Origin of the sequence: Arthrobacter silvisoli, assembly GCF_003369445.1 — a bacterium.
GTDB classification, from domain to species: Bacteria; Actinomycetota; Actinomycetes; order Actinomycetales; family Micrococcaceae; genus Arthrobacter; species Arthrobacter silvisoli.
Genome location: NZ_QRCU01000032.1, coordinates 106,017 through 119,992 on the forward strand (window position 1 = coordinate 106,017; position 13,976 = coordinate 119,992).

Annotated in this window: 17 protein-coding genes and 2 tRNA genes; 11 read left to right on the plus strand and 8 right to left on the minus strand. The window is 64.6% G+C overall.

Annotated elements, in window-relative coordinates:
• Window positions 1-32: 32 nt before the first annotated feature.
• The 5 genes from gyrA to DWV11_RS08175 all read left to right on the plus strand — a co-directional run bounded on the left by gyrA (window position 33) and on the right by DWV11_RS08175 (window position 3,865).
• Window positions 33-2,717: a DNA gyrase subunit A gene (gene gyrA / locus DWV11_RS08160; RefSeq protein ID WP_115788386.1), complete on the plus strand. Its 2,685-nt coding sequence runs from the start codon at window positions 33-35 to the stop codon at window positions 2,715-2,717.
• Window positions 2,710-3,360, plus strand: coding sequence for a DUF3566 domain-containing protein (locus tag DWV11_RS08165; RefSeq protein ID WP_115788387.1), 651 nt, complete (start codon window positions 2,710-2,712; stop codon window positions 3,358-3,360). Before gyrA ends, DWV11_RS08165 begins: the two co-directional genes overlap by 8 nt.
• Before the next feature lie 112 nt (window positions 3,361-3,472).
• Window positions 3,473-3,546: transfer RNA gene (locus DWV11_RS08170), tRNA-Ile, on the plus strand.
• Between the two features lie 48 nt (window positions 3,547-3,594).
• Window positions 3,595-3,717 (plus strand): DLW-39 family protein, encoded by a 123-nt coding sequence (locus DWV11_RS20240; RefSeq protein WP_245953502.1) that lies wholly within the window; start codon window positions 3,595-3,597, stop codon window positions 3,715-3,717.
• A gap of 72 nt (window positions 3,718-3,789) precedes the next feature.
• Window positions 3,790-3,865, plus strand: a tRNA-Ala gene (locus DWV11_RS08175).
• A gap of 307 nt (window positions 3,866-4,172) precedes the next feature.
• Here the strand turns inward: DWV11_RS08175 and DWV11_RS08180 are convergent.
• Both DWV11_RS08180 and DWV11_RS08185 read right to left on the minus strand, forming a co-directional pair.
• Window positions 4,173-5,048 carry a glycosyltransferase family 2 protein gene (locus DWV11_RS08180; protein ID WP_115788388.1) on the minus strand — a complete coding sequence of 292 codons (876 nt, stop codon included), beginning with the start codon at window positions 5,046-5,048 and terminating at the stop codon, window positions 4,173-4,175.
• A gap of 116 nt (window positions 5,049-5,164) precedes the next feature.
• The gene (locus DWV11_RS08185) at window positions 5,165-6,115 is read right to left on the minus strand and encodes a hypothetical protein (RefSeq protein ID WP_115788389.1); all 951 of its coding nucleotides are present in this window, start codon (window positions 6,113-6,115) and stop codon (window positions 5,165-5,167) included.
• Window positions 6,116-6,268: 153 nt separating this feature from the next.
• On the opposite strand from DWV11_RS08185, the gene DWV11_RS08190 reads away from it, so the two are divergent.
• The 3 genes from DWV11_RS08190 (at window position 6,269) to DWV11_RS08200 (ending at window position 8,160) form a co-directional block, all read left to right on the plus strand.
• On the plus strand, window positions 6,269-6,811 hold the full coding sequence (locus DWV11_RS08190) for a peptidylprolyl isomerase (RefSeq protein WP_115788390.1): 543 nt from the start codon (window positions 6,269-6,271) through the stop codon (window positions 6,809-6,811).
• Between the two features lie 21 nt (window positions 6,812-6,832).
• Window positions 6,833-7,708: a rhomboid family intramembrane serine protease gene (locus DWV11_RS08195; RefSeq protein ID WP_115788391.1), complete on the plus strand. Its 876-nt coding sequence runs from the start codon at window positions 6,833-6,835 to the stop codon at window positions 7,706-7,708.
• A 107-nt stretch (window positions 7,709-7,815) separates the two neighbouring features.
• Window positions 7,816-8,160, plus strand: a complete 345-nt coding sequence (locus tag DWV11_RS08200; RefSeq protein WP_115788392.1) for a ParB/RepB/Spo0J family partition protein — start codon at window positions 7,816-7,818, stop codon at window positions 8,158-8,160.
• Window positions 8,161-8,891: 731 nt separating this feature from the next.
• Here DWV11_RS08200 and DWV11_RS08205 read toward each other — a convergent pair.
• From DWV11_RS08205 to DWV11_RS08230, 6 genes are all read right to left on the minus strand, one after another.
• Window positions 8,892-9,488 carry a DNA-3-methyladenine glycosylase I gene (locus DWV11_RS08205; RefSeq protein ID WP_115788393.1) on the minus strand — a complete coding sequence of 199 codons (597 nt, stop codon included), beginning with the start codon at window positions 9,486-9,488 and terminating at the stop codon, window positions 8,892-8,894.
• A 73-nt stretch (window positions 9,489-9,561) separates the two neighbouring features.
• Window positions 9,562-10,263: an alpha-ketoglutarate-dependent dioxygenase AlkB family protein gene (locus DWV11_RS08210; protein ID WP_425452052.1), complete on the minus strand. Its 702-nt coding sequence runs from the start codon at window positions 10,261-10,263 to the stop codon at window positions 9,562-9,564.
• Window positions 10,260-10,889 (minus strand): methylated-DNA--[protein]-cysteine S-methyltransferase, encoded by a 630-nt coding sequence (locus DWV11_RS08215; RefSeq protein WP_245953503.1) that lies wholly within the window; start codon window positions 10,887-10,889, stop codon window positions 10,260-10,262. The genes DWV11_RS08210 and DWV11_RS08215 overlap by 4 nt, the downstream gene beginning before the upstream one ends.
• The gene (locus DWV11_RS08220; protein ID WP_115788394.1) at window positions 10,886-11,389 is read right to left on the minus strand and encodes an RNA polymerase sigma factor; all 504 of its coding nucleotides are present in this window, start codon (window positions 11,387-11,389) and stop codon (window positions 10,886-10,888) included. Before DWV11_RS08220 ends, DWV11_RS08215 begins: the two co-directional genes overlap by 4 nt.
• The gene (locus DWV11_RS08225) at window positions 11,389-11,898 is read right to left on the minus strand and encodes a methylated-DNA--[protein]-cysteine S-methyltransferase (RefSeq protein ID WP_115788395.1); all 510 of its coding nucleotides are present in this window, start codon (window positions 11,896-11,898) and stop codon (window positions 11,389-11,391) included. The genes DWV11_RS08220 and DWV11_RS08225 overlap by 1 nt, the downstream gene beginning before the upstream one ends.
• A gap of 55 nt (window positions 11,899-11,953) precedes the next feature.
• On the minus strand, window positions 11,954-12,205 hold the full coding sequence (locus DWV11_RS08230; RefSeq protein WP_115788396.1) for a cell division protein CrgA: 252 nt from the start codon (window positions 12,203-12,205) through the stop codon (window positions 11,954-11,956).
• A 172-nt stretch (window positions 12,206-12,377) separates the two neighbouring features.
• Between DWV11_RS08230 and DWV11_RS08235 the strand changes: the two genes are divergently transcribed.
• Genes DWV11_RS08235 through DWV11_RS08240 form a run of 3 tightly spaced genes read left to right on the plus strand, consistent with a single transcriptional unit; the run spans window position 12,378 to window position 13,975 of the window.
• Window positions 12,378-13,163: a class E sortase gene (locus DWV11_RS08235; RefSeq protein WP_115788397.1), complete on the plus strand. Its 786-nt coding sequence runs from the start codon at window positions 12,378-12,380 to the stop codon at window positions 13,161-13,163.
• 3 nt (window positions 13,164-13,166) lie between these two features.
• The gene (locus tag DWV11_RS20080) at window positions 13,167-13,337 is read left to right on the plus strand and encodes a hypothetical protein (RefSeq protein ID WP_168404609.1); all 171 of its coding nucleotides are present in this window, start codon (window positions 13,167-13,169) and stop codon (window positions 13,335-13,337) included.
• Window positions 13,334-13,975 (plus strand): aminodeoxychorismate/anthranilate synthase component II, encoded by a 642-nt coding sequence (locus DWV11_RS08240; protein ID WP_115788398.1) that lies wholly within the window; start codon window positions 13,334-13,336, stop codon window positions 13,973-13,975. The genes DWV11_RS20080 and DWV11_RS08240 overlap by 4 nt, the downstream gene beginning before the upstream one ends.
• Window position 13,976: the final 1 nt, after the last annotated feature.

The window sequence follows — 13,976 nt, forward strand, 5'->3', positions numbered from 1 at the left end:
AACCGACATATACCTGAAACGGAATACAAACTATGAGTGACGAAACCCCCGAGGTCCCCGAAGAGCAGGACACCCCGGAAACCGTTCTTGAAGGCGACGTGCTGGTTGACCGCATCGAACAGGTGGACCTGCAGACCGAGATGCAGCGTTCCTACCTGGACTACGCCATGGCCGTCATCGTCGGCCGCGCCCTCCCCGACGTCCGTGACGGCCTGAAGCCGGTCCACCGCCGGGTGCTGTACGCGATGTTCGACGGCGGCTACCGCCCGGACCGCTCTTTCAACAAGTGCGCCCGCGTGGTCGGCGACGTCATGGGTACGTACCACCCGCATGGCGACATGGCCATCTACGACGCCCTGGTGCGCCTGATCCAGGACTGGACCATGCGTTACCCGCTGGCGCTTGGCCAGGGCAACTTCGGCTCGCCCGGCAACGACGGCGCGGCCGCCCCCCGTTATACCGAAACCAAGATGGCCCAGCTGGCCATGGAGATGGTGCGGGACATCGACGAGGAAACCGTCGACTTCCAGGACAACTACGACGGCAAGAACCAGGAACCCACCATCCTGCCGGCGCGTTTCCCGAACCTGCTGGTCAACGGATCCTCGGGCATTGCCGTCGGCATGGCCACGAACATCCCGCCGCACAATCTCCGCGAGGTTGCCGACGGTGTCCAGTGGTACCTCGAGAACCCGCAGGCCTCCCGCGAGGAACTGCTTGAAGCGCTGCTGCTGCGCATCAAGGGACCCGATTTCCCCACCGGTGCGACCATCCTCGGCCACAAGGGCATCGAAGAGGCCTACCGCACCGGCCGGGGCTCCATCACCATGCGCGCCGTGGTGAACGTGGAGGAAATCCAGGGCCGTACCTGCCTGGTGGTCACCGAACTGCCGTACCAGGCAAACCCGGACAACCTGGCCATCAAGATTGCCGAACTGGTCAAGGACGGCAAGATCCAGGGCATCGCGGACCTGCGCGACGAAACCTCCGGCCGCACGGGCCAGCGCCTGGTGATCGTGCTCAAGCGCGACGCCGTGGCCAAGGTGGTGCTGAACAACCTCTACAAGCACACCCAGCTGCAGGACAACTTCGCCGCCAACATGCTGGCGATCGTCGACGGCGTGCCGCGCACCCTGACGCTGGATGCCTTCATCCGGCACTGGGTGGCGCACCAGATGGACGTCATCGCCCGCCGCACCCGGTACCGCCTGCGCAAGGCCGAAGAGGAAGCACACATCCTCCGCGCCTTGCTCAAGGCGCTGGACATGCTGGACGAGGTCATCGCCCTCATCCGTGCCTCCAACACCACCGAAGCTGCACGTGACGGCCTCATCCAGCTTCTGGATATCGATGAGCAGCAGGCCCGCGCCATCCTCGACATGCAGCTGCGCCGCCTGGCAGCCCTGGAACGCCAGAAGATCCAGGACCGCCACGCCGAACTCGAAGCGCTGATTGCCGAATACAACGCGATCCTCGCCTCCGAGCAGCGGCAGCGTGAAATCATCAGCACCGAACTCGCCGAGATCGTGGCCAAGCATGGCGACGACCGCCGGACCCACATCCTGATGGGCTTCGACGGCGACATGTCCATCGAGGACCTGATCCCCGAAGAAGAAGTGGTGGTCACCATCACCCGGGGCGGTTACGTCAAGCGCACCCGCAGTGACAACTACCGTTCCCAGCAGCGCGGCGGCAAGGGCGTCAAGGGTGCCCAGCTGCGTGGCGACGACGTCGTGGAACACTTCTTCGTCACCACCACGCACCACTGGCTGCTCTTCTTCACCAACCTGGGCCGGGTCTACCGGGCCAAGGCCTATGAGCTCGCCGAAGCCGGACGGGACGCCAAGGGCCAGCACGTGGCCAACCTGCTGGCGTTCCAGCCCGACGAGCACATCGCCCAGGTCCTCGACCTGCGCGATTACGCACAGGCACCCTACCTGGTGCTTGCCACGAAGAGCGGCCTCGTCAAGAAGACCCGGCTGGAAGACTACGACACCAACCGCAGCGCCGGCGTGATCGCCATCAACCTGCGCGATGAGGACGAGCTTGTCTCGGCGCAGCTGGTGTCCGAAACCGACGACCTCCTCCTGGTGTCCCGCAAGGGCCAGTCGATCCGCTTCACCGCGACGGACGAGGCCCTTCGCCCCATGGGCCGTGCCACCTCCGGCGTGACCGGCATGAAGTTCCGAGAAGACGACGAACTGCTGGCGGCGGACGTCATCAAGGACGGCTCCTACGTCTTTGTGGTGACCGAGGGCGGGTACGCCAAGCGCACCGCCGTCGAGGAGTACCGACTGCAGGGCCGCGGCGGCCTTGGCATCAAGGTGGCCAAACTGGCCGAAGAGCGCGGCGACCTGGTGGGCGCGCTCATCGTCCAGGACGAGGACGAAGTGCTGGTTGTCATGGAAGGCGGTAAGGTTGTCCGTTCCGCCGTCTCCGGCGTCCCTGCGAAGGGCCGCGATACGATGGGCGTCATCTTTGCCAAGCCGGACAAGAACGACCGCATCATCGAGGTGGCGCGCAACAGCGAACGCGGCCTCGACGGTGAAGAGACGGATGAAGAACAGCAGCCCGGAGCCGCGGATAACGTAACCTTGGCTGCAGACAGCGGCGCCGCCCAGGCGGCCGCACCACACGACGGGACACCCGAAGCTGACAGCAGCCAGGATCCCGGCACCGAGCTGAACGAAGACATTACCGGAGGAACGAATGAGTAATCCTGACTCATATCCCAAGCCGAATACCGACGTCCCCGGCGGACTTCGTCAGCCTTCCGGCGCATCGCAGGCAGGCGCTGCTGCTGGTTCCCGACCGCCTGTCCCGGCGGGCGCCCCGGCATCGGCACAGCGCCCTGCCGGCACGCCGGCTTCCGCGCCGCGTCCTGCATCCCAGGGTCAGCGCCCCGGGGCTCCGGGTTCCCGGCAGGCCGCTCGTCCCGCTGCCCCGGGCCAACGTCCGGCTGCTCCCGGACTTGTGAAGCCTGCTCCCAAGGCCAAGGTGCGCCGCGCGCGCCTGTTGGTCAGCAAGGTGGACCCCTGGTCTGTGCTCAAGATGGCGTTCCTGCTGTCCGTGGCTCTGGGCATCGTCACCGTCGTGGCCGCGATGGTGCTGTGGACGGTCCTGGATCTCACCGGCATCTTTGACCAGGTGGACAGCCTCCTGGGCACCCTGGCCGGCTCCGAAGGCGGCGGCTTCGAACTGAAGAAAGTCGCGTCCCTGGGCCAGGTGCTGTCTTTCGCCACCATCATTTCCGTGGTCAATGTCGTGTTGCTCACCGCCCTGTCCATGTTGAGTGCGGTGCTTTATAACATTTCCGCAACGCTCGTCGGCGGCATTGGCGTCACGCTCACCGACGACTAGCAAAATCCCTGGAAATCCGCGGAAAACCGGCGGAAAACCAGGACGGAATGCCTCGATTTGAGATCGGGCCGGGATGTGCTGTAGAGTCATATCTCGGCCCGATGAGGCATCGGGGCGTATAGCTCAGGCGGTTAGAGCGCTTCGCTGATAACGAAGAGGTCCCAGGTTCAAGTCCTGGTACGCCCACGGAACCTGCACGGTTCCACGGTAAAGGTCCGCAAGGACCGGAACGGGGTGCATGTGAAGACGTTGCTGATTGTTGCAGCTGCGATCGCAGGCGTCCTGCTTTACCGGAAGGTGCAGGAATCCGAAGCCCGGAAGACGGTCTGGAGCCAGGCAACCGATACGGTTGACTAGCCCTGAGCCGCCGAACGGAACCGGTCAAAGCCGGGGCGCGTTCTGCGGTAGGATGGATGGGTTGCTTCTTATGGGGGCATGGCGCAATTGGTAGCGCACCTGCTTTGCAAGCAGGGGGTTCGGGGTTCGAGTCCCCGTGCCTCCACCATAGGAAAGAGTCCCGGTCAGGAATGACCGGGACTCTTTCGTTTTCGCCCGGAGTTCCACAGACTCTGCCTTCGGAGCCGGGCATCGCAGTCACTCCGGGTTGGTCATGAACATCGTCTTCGCTGCCTTGGGGTCCTCGGAGTCTCGGCGTCCGAGCCGCTGATCGCCTGCTTCATCACCTCCCTCCAACTGACCTCCGTGGGTCTTCGCCCGAGTCGTTGTGGGGCGATGCACTTGCCCTGCCCGGCGGCACCTACGCGGGGCCCGGGTTCATCCTGGCGGGGCTCGCCGTCGTCGTCAGCGGGCGGTTACTGGCCGCCGCGCCGGACGCTTTGGCTGGAGCTTGCAGTGTGGATGGCGCGCAGGAGTTTGGCCGGGAAGTACACCGAGAAGAAGACGACCATGGGTGCCTTCAACGCCATCTTCTTGACGTTGTGTGCCTTGTAGGTGCGGTCGAAGCGGGTCACGTAGTAGCGGTAGTCCCGCGGTGAATCCTCGAGGCGGCGGGCGGACATTCCGGAGACCATCTGCGGCCAGTACTGGACCCGCATCTCGTGCTCGGCCAGATGCAGCGAGAGGTCGATGTCCTCGTGCATCTCATCCTTTTCGTCCAGGCACGCCTCGTCACGGATGGCTTCCCAGGCCGTGCGCCGCAATGCCATGTTGGATCCGAAAAGGAAGTGGTACTGGTGCTTGGCCAGCCGGAGCATGAGCTGGCGCATCTTGTCGTCGGCCTTGAGTCCGAAGCGGCGCATGGGCATGTCGTAGTAGACCACGGGACCGGTGGCCGCCTGGACGTCCGGGTCCATGAAAGCGGCCTGGACCTGTTCCACCCAGTCCGGTTCGAGGACGGAGTCGGCGTCGATGCGTCCCACCACGTCGCCGGTGGCGCGGTTGAGCCCGAAGTTGCGGGTGGGGATGAGTCCCTGGGCCTCGTCCTGGCTCAGGAGCAGGATGGGGCTTTCAGGGTATTCCTGCTGCATCTGGCCAACAATGAGGGCCGTGCGGTCCGTGGACATGTTGTCCACGACGATGATCTCGGCGGCCGGGACAGACTGGTAAATGGCGGCGATGAGGCACTGCCTGATGACGCTTTCCTCGTTGTACGCCGGTATGACGATGGAGACTTCCGGCCTGGGTGCGTCAGAAGGTGCGGGTTCTTCGGGCGATCTATCGGCTGACATCCAGACAAATCTAACACCAGCCTTGCCGCCCCAGCGGGAGCTTCCGGTGACGTGTGGATAAACATTGAGGGGACCCCGCCATGCGGAGTCCCCTCAATGGAATGCCTTGTCCGGGCTCAGCCCTCGGTCTTGCTGCTGTCCTTGTCCTCATCCTTGTGCAGGCTCGCGGCGATGTTCTTCACCGCGGTCTTGGCGTCGGTGGCCACCTTGACGGCGGTGTCCTTTGCGTCCTCGGCCACCTCGGCGGCTTTGTCCGCGACCTCCGCAGCCGCTTCCTTGACGGTTTCCTTGACCGATCCGGCTGCTTCTCCCTCTGCCTTGACCGGATCCGGCGTCGGGAACGGGATCGGGGCGGAGTTCTCGGGGTTTGCCGGAGTCACCGGGGCGGGGGTCTTCCACGGGTCCTCGACCGGCTTGGAAGCCTTCCACGCGGCAACACCGGCGGCCACGGCAGCGGCAATCACCGTGACGATCAGGAGGCCGCGCTTCTTGGGCTTTTCTTTGCGACCGAGTTCGGCGGCCACGGCCTTGCCGGTCTCTTCCGCAACCGCTTTGAATTGGGCTCCCGCAGCCTGTGCCTGGTCCTGGAGGTTGTGGACGACGCCGGAATCCACCAGTTTCTGGGCGACGGCGTCGACCTGGGCGGGCGCGTTCTCGAGGACATGGTGCACGGCGGTGGACGCCTGGCCGAGCTGTTCGGACAGCTTGGGCAGGTACTCCTCTACAACCTTGTCGCGGGCAACGCCCAGTGCGGGGGTTGCCTTGTTCAGCGCTTCCTGGATCTTCGGCGAGGCGTCCTCGACGGCGTCGTGGATTCTGGGTGCGAGGTTCGCAAGGCCTTCCTGGAGCTTCGGGGTGACGGTTGCGACGCCGTCGGCCAGGTTGTGGGCCGCGGTCTTCAGCCCTTCCTGGATCTTCGGTGAGGCGGAATCGATTCCGTGCTGGATACGGGGAACTGCCCAGTTCACGGCAGCTTCGACGCGCGGGGCAGCCCAGTCTTTGGCGGTGTCTACGCCTGCTGCCACAGAGTGCTCAAGGTCGCGGGCAATACGGTCTGACTTCTTCACAACTACCTCCCGATACACATGCTCGTTTGTTGTTAGCCTACGTCGCATGTCCGGCACCGGCTATTCATCTGGCGCATTCACGGGAGATTTCACCGAGCGCGGAACCGGCTTCCGGGCCGTTTCCTCGTTGACCCTGCATGAAAGAATGGGCCCATGACCATTGCAACCGCAAAAGCAACCATCCACACCAGCCTCGGCGACATCGTGGTGAACCTCTTCGGCAACCACGCGCCCAAGACGGTGGCCAACTTCGTCGGCCTTGCCACAGGTGAAAAGTCCTGGACCCACCCGGAAACCGGCGAAGACAAGACCGGTACCCCGCTGTACGACGGCACGATCTTCCACCGCATCATCAAGGACTTCATGATCCAGGGCGGCGACCCGCTGGGCCGCGGTATCGGCGGCCCGGGTTACAAGTTCGACGACGAGATCCACCCGGAACTGAACTTCAACGCCCCGTACAAGCTGGCAATGGCCAACGCCGGCATCCAGATGGGCAAGGGCACCAACGGTTCCCAGTTCTTCATCACCACCGTCAACACGGACTGGCTGTTCGGCAAGCACTCCATCTTCGGTGAAGTGGCCGACGACGAGTCCAAGAAGGTCGTCGACTCCATCGAGGCTGTCCGCACCGGCATGGGCGACCGCCCGGTCGAGGACGTCGTCATCAACAGCATCGACGTCGTCCAGCTCTGATTTCCGGAGCCTGACCAACACATGAGCTTTGGATACCCGGCGGCTGAGCCGTCAGCAGGCGTTCCGGTATGCCCCCGGCATCCCGACCGACCCTCGTACGTGCGGTGCCAGCGGTGCGGTCGCCCGGCGTGCCCGGAATGCCAGCGGGCGGCCGCCGTCGGGTTCCAATGCGTTGATTGCGTCAACGAACAAAAGCGTTCGACGCCGGCAGTACGTTCCGCCTATGGCGGCACCGCAGTTGCCGGCCGTCCCACCGCGACGCTGGCATTGATCGCCGCCTGCGTCCTGGTATACATCCTGCAGTGGATTGTTCCCGGGGACGCCATCGCCAGAGACTTTGCCTTTGCTGCCGGGTACGTCCAGCCGGAGGCCGGCCAATACGAGCCGTGGCGGATGCTTACTTCCGCTTTCCTGCATTCCCAGGCTTTCGTGCCCCACATCGTGCTCAATATGTACACGCTGTGGATCTTCGGCCAGGCACTGGAACCTTTGCTCGGCCGGATCCGTTTCCTGGCCATCTACCTCCTTTCCGCTGTTGGAGGCTCAGTCGGCTACCTGCTGCTGACGCCCCTGTACGTTCCCGGGCATCCGACCGCTTCTGTAGTGGGCGCCTCCGGTGCAATCTTCGGTTTGTTCGGCGCCTTGCTGGTGATCCAGCGGCACCGCGGCGGCGACACCACGCAATTGTGGATCCTCATCGCCATCAACGGGGTCATCGGTTTCATGGTCGCGGGCATCGCCTGGCAGGCACATCTCGGTGGATTCATCACCGGGGCCCTCGGCGCTGCGGCAGTGGCTTATGCGCCACGTGGGCCACGCCGCGCCCTCGTTCAGGCCGGCGGTCTCGTCGCCGTCGCGGTGCTCCTCGTACTCGTCACAGTTCTCCGCACTGCCTAGCTCCAATCCCAAGCACGGCGGCCAGCGGCCGCCTGGCTCCGCCGTCCTCCCTTCCCTCCAGCGGGGAGGGTGGTGACTTCCGAAGCGGCGCGGAGCAAACTGGCAAGATGCAGGTCGTCGACCTCCCCCTTTCGGAACTTGTGCAGGACTCCATTGAACTGAGCCGTCCCTATCTGGATCCGGAACGCGTGTCGTATTACTTGGAACATCTGGATGAATCAACCCCGGTGGTGGTGTTCACCATCAACGGCCACATGCTTCTGGCCGACGGCCACCATCGCGTGGCGGCGGCCGAACAACTTGGCCGCTCAACCGTGAGGGCGGAGGTGCGGGAAGGCGGGCGGAGGGAAGCCCTGCAGTTTGCGATAGACCTTGCACAGCGGCAGCGGGGCCTTTCAAGGCAAGAAATCATTGAAGCCATCGCCCGCCGTGGCGCGCGTCCCGCTGAATGACGGTCAATGACGGTCGGCGCCCTGAAGGTCCTAACGCCGGCGTGGCCCGTTTTCCACAGCCGTTATCCACACTGTGTGTAACTTACAACTGTGTAGTTCAGCGCACCCTCCCCTTGCCTGCGCTGTTTTCGGGGGTCCAACGGACGAAATACCCACATTGGTCCACAGCTGTGGATAACTTTCCTGCGCGGTCTTGTGGTTATGTGGACAAGACCGCTCTTAGTTCCGCTGTTGTGGAAAAGTCCCGGGAGATGTGGAATCCACAGCCCCTCGCTAGCGATATCAACAGGGTTTTCAACATTGTTAATAACTCACACGGTTGTAGTTTCGCCCCTTAAACCACGCCGCATTCCCCTTGAATCCGCGGGTTTGCCGTCAACGTAACCACAGTTTTTCCCCATCTGTGGATAACTTGTGGGAAGCCGCCTGTTGTTAAGTGGGTAACCGGGCCGATGAGCCTGCCGCGGGTCTGAAACCGTATGCTGTCCAGGATCAGACCGTGCCCCTGTCCGCGGAGGTGAATTTCTCCATCCCGGAACCATGAACACTTGGTGAAGCCCGGACCACGATCCACAGCCTTGTTCACATGGGGAAAACCGCGGAATTGAGGGCGAGCCTCCAAGAACCCCGGAAAACCGGGCTATTGAAGCCCAGGCCATCGCTTTCCACATTGCCTTTCCACAGCTGTGGATAAAGTTGCCCACTTTTGTGGACAGCCGGGGCCGGGCGGTTCAGCTCCAGATGCCGGAGCTTCCGCGGCGGTGGCTGTCCACAAGATGGGTGTCGATCATGCCGATGGCTTCCATCAGTGCGTACATCGTGGTGGGCCCGACAAAAGCGAAGCCCTTCTTCCGAAGCGCCTTGGACAGGGCCACTGACTCGGGCGACTGGGTGGCAAGCTCGGCTACGGTCGCGGGCGACGGCGTCTTTTCCGGCTGGAAGGACCACACAAAGTCCACCAGGCCGCCGTCGGCCCGGAGCGCGAGGGTGGCGTTGGCATTGGTGATTGCCGCCCGGATTTTCAAACGGTTCCGCACGATGCCGGCGTCCAGCATGAGGCGCTCGACGTCGGCCTCCCCGAACAACGCCACCTTCTCCGGATCGAAGTTCAGGAAGGCGGTACGGAAGGCCTCGCGTTTACGCAGGATGGTGGCCCAGGAGAGGCCTGCCTGGAAGCCCTCGAGGCTGATGCGCTCGTACAGGCCACGTTCGTCCCGGACCGGCATGCCCCATTCGGTGTCGTAGTACTCCCGGAGCAACGGGTCCGTGGATGCCCACGGCGGGCGCGCCAGTCCGTCTTCGCCGAGGATAGTGCCGGCCGGGGTCATGGGTGCCTCCAAAGGACGTTCAAAGCTGTTTGTGGACATTGTGCGCCCTGGCTAGGACATTCCGAGGGTATCGCTACGACAGTCCGGTGACGCGCATGGTGATATTGATGCGGCCATGCTCCAGCCCGCAGCCCTGCGGAGCGCTGTCCGGCTGCACCTTGACCACCCCGTGATAGGCGAAACGCGACGCTCCACCGAAGACAAAGAGGTCACCGGACTGCAGCACCACATCCGTGTACGGCTTGCCCCGGCCTTCGGTGTTGCCGAAACGGAACACGCAGCTGTCGCCGATGCTCAAGGACACGACCGGTGCCGCGGAGCGCTCGTCCTTGTCCTGGTGCATGCCCATTTTGGCTGCGTCATCGTAGAGGTTCACCAGCGCGGTGTCCGGCGTGTAGGCAGCCGCTGTTTCCGGCAGCGAGCCGGCGGCAGCAAGTGCCTTGCGGCCCAACCTGACCATCCAGTCCGGGAAGTCCAGCACCCGGCGGCCGTTGACGTCGAAGGCCTCGCGCGTGTAGCGGTAGGGCTGCCAGTGCCATCCGAGGCAGACTGTCCGGACCGACATCGGATGCCCGCCCGGCAGCACGGCGGCCCTCGGCGGCACGGGTCCCGCCGCCCATTCGCGGAAGCGGGCAGCGATCCAGCGCTGCTGCTCCAGGTTGAGCCAGCCCGGCACGTGAACGGCACCTTCGGCGATCCGGCGGGGGCCGGCGTCGGGCACGGACAGCAACTCCGCCGGAAACAAAGGCTCCGCCGGAAACAACGGTTCGCTCACGCGGCCTCCAGGGCCAGCAGGATCCGTTTGGCCTCCGGCCCGCCGAGATAGCCGCCGAAGGAGCCATCCGAACGCACCACCCGGTGGCAGGGCACGACGACGGGCAGCGGGTTGTTCGCGCAGGCGGAGCCGACGGCGCGGACAGCCTTCGGACTGCCCGCCGCTTTCGCCACGTCCGCGTAGCTTTCGGTGCTGCCGTAGGCGATGTGCGGAAGGTGCTCCAGCACGCTCAACCGGAAGCCGCGGCTCAGCGCGAAATCCAGCGGAACCTCGAAGCTGCGGCGGGTCCCGGCGAAGTATTCCTCGAGCTGGCGTGCCGCATTGTCCAGCCGGGACGGCGCCTCCAGGATCCGCGGGCTCAGCTTGTCGGCCAGGGCCTGCAGCACGGCGTCGTGGTCTTCCAGGGCGAAAGCGACGCGCACCAGGCCGCGTTCCGTGGCCGCCAGCAGGAGCCTGCCGAGCGGAGAATCCACCGTGCGGTAGGAAACGTCGATGAGCTGCCTGCCCGCGGCGGCCGCGGCGAGGCGGTCGTGCAGGCGTTCGAGCGTGCCCGGGGCGGGTTCTGTCAAGCCTGCGAAAAGCCCGTCGGGCAGCAGGGGTCCAGTGTCCATCTGGCTGTCTTTCATCGGCTTGTTCCTTTCAAAGCCGGGCGGGGAGTCTCCGCGAGGGCGGCCCGGAGGGCCTTGACGCCATCGGCGCCCGCGCGCCGCGCCGCTTCAGGGGTGACGCCCAGCAGTTCTGAGACGTCCTTGTACGGCAGTCCCGCGAGGTAGTGGTAAGCCACTGCCTGCCGCTGTTTCGGCGGAAGCTGCCCGACGGCGTCGAGCACTTCCGGGTGTCCCCCGCCCGGAATGCCGAGCGGGGATTCACGGGGTGGCAGTTCATCCATGGGCAGGGCCTGCCGCTGCCGTGCCCGGACGATGTCGATGGCCTTGCGGTGCGCGATGGTGACGAGCCAGGCCTGCACCTTGGCGTCCGCCGGCAGCTCCGGGTAGGCCTTCAGGGCGGAGAGGAACGTTTCGGACCAGGCGTCCTCGGCGTCATGGGCGCCAAGCACGGCACGGCAGACCCGCAACACGACGGCGCCGTGGAGGCTGACGACCCTCTCGAAGGGCGGTTTGCCCATCAGAAGAGTTTGCTTTCCTTCACGGCGGCGGGCTCCTCGAGCTCAAGGAGGAAGCGTTTGTTCGCCAGGCCGCCGGCGTAACCGGTAAGGCGGCCGTCGCTTCCGACGACCCGATGACAGGGAATAACGATGCTCAAGGGATTCCGGCCCACTGCCGAGCCCACGGCCTGGGCCAGGTTGGGGTCGCCTAGTGCTGCTGCGAGGGCTCCATAGCTGACCGTTGCCCCGTACGGAATATCCTCAAGCCGGGCCCAGACGCGTTCCTGGAATTCGTTGCCCCGCGCCCGGTATTCAAGCCCGAACGTGGTCCGTTCCCCTGCCAGGTATTCACGGAGCTGCGCCACGGCGGGGGCAAAGACCGGATCCGCAGAGTCCGCCCTGACACCGAAGAATTCCTCAGGCGGCATATGCCAGTGGCCCTCATAGAAGATCCCGCTGAGCACTCCGTCCCGGGACGTCAGGGTCAGGGCCCCGAGCGGGGACTCGATGATGGTGTGCCTGTTGCTCATATCAGGTAGACGCTGCAGGCAGTCGGAATGTGAGGGCTTTTCCGGAAATCGCTGCTCAGGAACGCCAGCGGGTGGTCATCAGGAAGCCCGCAATCGCAATCCCGAAGCCGGCCACAATGTTCCAGGACCCCCAGGCCACAACCGGGAACTGGCCGCCGGTGATGTAGAAGGTGATGATCCACAGCAGGCCGACGACCATGAGGCCGAACATCACCGGCTTGAACCAGACCGGGTTCGGCTTGTACTGCTCCTTGGCGGCGGTCTCAACAGTGCGGGCAGGCCGCTTGCGGGGCTTGGACTCGGGCACGGTTCCTCCTTGGCCTCTGAATGAAGGGCCGCGTGCCGGCTTGGTATCCTGCAGGAAGGAAAATTCCAGCGGTCTGCGCGTTCGCGGTACTTCCGGGTTCGTCTCTAGCTGCCAAGTCTAGCCGGACTTCGGAGACGATCCGCGCGGCCGTTTCCCGGACAGAGGAGACCCCGTGACGCAGCAGCAGCCGGAGGCTTCCGCTGCCGTGCCCGTCACCTCGTCCCGCCGTCGGAATAGCGGGAGTGCTGCACGGAAAGCCGTGCAGATCACCGGTGAACTCCTCCTGACTGCCGGCGCCGTGCTGCTCCTCTTCGTGGCCTGGGAGCTTTGGTGGACCAACGTGGAAGCCGACGCCACCCAGGCCAAGGCCATCGACGGTTTTGCCAAGGAGCTCACAGGACCCCTCACTCCCCCGGCAGGCGCCACCGATTACGGGAAACCGGCAGTCTCCGCGGCGCCCGCCTACGGGGACACGATCGGCATCATGTATGTCCCCCGATTCGGGGCCGACTACTCCAGGCCCATCGTCCAGGGCACCGGTGCCGACGTCTTGGATTCCCTCGGCCTCGGGCACTATGCCGGAACCAGCATGCCCGGAGCCGCCGGGAACTTCGCAGTGGCCGGCCACCGCCAGACCCACGGCGCCGTGTTGGACAACATCCATGAACTCGTCCCCGGCGACCGCATCTACGTCCAGACCAAGGCCGGCTACTACACCTACGTCTACCGGAACAACCAGATCGTGCTGCCATCCCGCACCGACGTGCTGCTTCCGGTTCCCACCAAGGCCGGCGCACAACCCCGGGACAGCTACCTCACCATGACCAGCTGCAACCCGCGCTTCGGGTCCGGGGAACGCATCATTGCGTACTCACTGCTGGAAAGCTGGCAACCGGCCTCCGTCGGACCGCCGTCGGACATTGCCGCGCTGGTGGCCAAGACCCGCGGAAAGGCCTGAGGCATGTACGGATGGATCTTCCGGCACCTGCCCGGCCCGTTATGGTCGCGCATATTGACCTCGGCCGCACTCATCGCAGGGATACTGGTCCTGATGGTGCAGTTCTTCTTCCCTTGGATGTCCCAGTTCACCACCCTCACCAACTCAACGATTGGTTCAGTACAGCAGCCATGAGCACAACTAAAATCCTCGTCGTCGACAACTACGACAGCTTCGTCTACACCCTGGTGGGCTACCTGCAGGAGCTCGGCGCGGAAACTACCGTGGTCCGCAACGACGACGTCACCCTCCAGGAAGCGATCGAGCTCGCCGACGCCCGCGACGGCGTCCTGATCTCCCCCGGCCCCGGCACGCCGGCGGAAGCCGGAGTCTGCATTGAGCTCATCAAATGGTGTGGGGACAACAACAAGCCCATGTTCGGTGTCTGCCTGGGCCACCAGGCCCTTGCCGAAGCGTACGGCGGTACCGTCACCCACGCGCCGGAGCTGATGCACGGCAAGACCTCGCCGGTGCAGCACGAGGGCAAGAGCGTCTTCGCCGGGCTCCCGTCCCCCGTGACCGCCACCCGGTACCACTCGCTGGCCGCCGTCCGCGAGACCATTCCGGACGTACTGGAGATCACGGCCGAAACCGCGAACGGGGTGATCATGGGGCTCCAGCACAAGACGGCTCCGCTGTGCGGCGTGCAGTTCCACCCCGAGTCCGTGCTCACCGAAGGCGGCTACCAGATGCTCGGCAACTGGCTCGAATCGCTCGGCATGGCGGGAGCCGCCGCAAAGGCTGCGACACTGAGCCCGCTGATCCAGCGCTAGC